Source organism: Methylobacterium oryzisoli (genome assembly GCF_046557895.1).
In the GTDB taxonomy this organism is placed as follows: Bacteria; Pseudomonadota; Alphaproteobacteria; order Rhizobiales; family Beijerinckiaceae; genus Methylobacterium; species Methylobacterium oryzisoli.
In genome coordinates, this window is the sequence record NZ_JBKIBX010000116.1 from 1 (window position 1) to 1,347 (window position 1,347).

Annotated in this window: 1 protein-coding gene; it reads left to right on the plus strand. The window is 71.1% G+C overall.

From position 1 onward, the window contains the following. Positions 1 to 66 precede the first annotated feature (66 nt). Positions 67 to 1,310 (plus strand): IS3 family transposase gene (locus tag ACKUB9_RS34280; RefSeq protein ID WP_407531163.1). Its coding sequence is split into 2 segments (ribosomal slippage): positions 67 to 391 and positions 391 to 1,310, totalling 1,245 coding nucleotides; the frame shifts between segments, so codons are not numbered across the junction. Positions 1,311 to 1,347: the final 37 nt, after the last annotated feature.

Genomic DNA, 1,347 nt, shown 5'->3' on the forward strand with positions numbered 1-1,347 from the left:
TCCTCCGCCCCACGGTTGCTTGAGACACCCCGTTAGCGGACGGTCTCCGCGGCAGGGGTGAGGACGATGACGACGAACACGAGGGCGGGTGCAGACGCGGTTGGTCCCGGCCGCGGCGGGCGCATGTCCCGGCAGCGCAAACGCGATGCGGTGCTGCGCCTGCTGCGCGGCGAGGACCTGGAGAGCGTCTCGCGCAGCCTGGGCGTGACGGCCGCGACCCTGTCGAGCTGGCGCGACGCCTTCCTGACGGCAGGCGAAGCCAGCCTGTCCACCCGGCCCACCGATGGCGAAGTCCTGGAGAGCGGACGGTTGAAGGCCAAGCTCGGCGAGATGCTGCTCGAGCGCGAGTTGCTGGAGGCCAAGATCGCCGCCCTGGAGGCGCGCGGCCCCGGCCCTTTGGCCCGCAAGAGATCGCGGCCATGAGCCGGGCCGTCTCTTCCGTCAGCGGCAAGGCTTACGGGCTGGCCCGCGTCTGCCGGATCTGGCGCGTGTCGCGCGCCACCGTTCACCGGCATCTCTCACCCGCCCGACCGGAGCCGTCGCACCGACCTGGCCCGGTCGGGCCGATGCCGGATGCGGCGCTGCTGGAGGCGATCCGCGCCACCCTCGCCGGCAGCCCCTTCCACGGCGAGGGTCACCGCAAGATCTGGGCGCGCCTGCGCCACAAGGGCGTGCGCACCTCCAAGCGCCGCGTGCTGCGTCTGATGCGCGACCATGATCTGCTCGCCCCGTCTCGCGTCGGCGCGCCGCGCGGCCCGCGCACCCACGATGGCACCATCATCCCGGAGGCGGTGGACACGATGTGGGGGACCGACCTGACCACCACTTGGACCGGCGAGGGGCCGGTCGCGGTGTTCGTGGCCGTCGATCACTGCTCGGCCGAGTGTGTCGGCATCCATGCGGCGCGCCGGGCCACGCGGTTTGAGGCGCTGGAGCCGATCCGCCAGGGCGTGCGGCAGCGCTTCGGCGGCTTTGCGGCGAAGGTCGCTGCTGGTCTGAGTGTCCGGCACGACCACGGCAGCCAGTACATGGCGGATGCCTTCCAGGCGGAACTGGCGTTCCTGGGCATCGCGAGTTCGCCCGCCTTCGTGCGTGCGCCGGAGGGGAACGGCTGCGCGGAGCGGTTCATCCGCACGCTCAAGGAGAACCTGCTCTGGGTGGAGCGCTTCGAGTCGGTCGAGGATCTCCGCCGCGCCCTGCTGGCATTCCGCGAGATCTACAACACGACGTGGCTGATCGAGCGGCACGGCTTCCAGCCACCGGCCGCTATTCGGGCTGCGCAGCTTCCACCGGCGGCTCTCGCCGCATAGGGTTTAAATCGGTGTCTCACAAACCGCGGGCGGTACA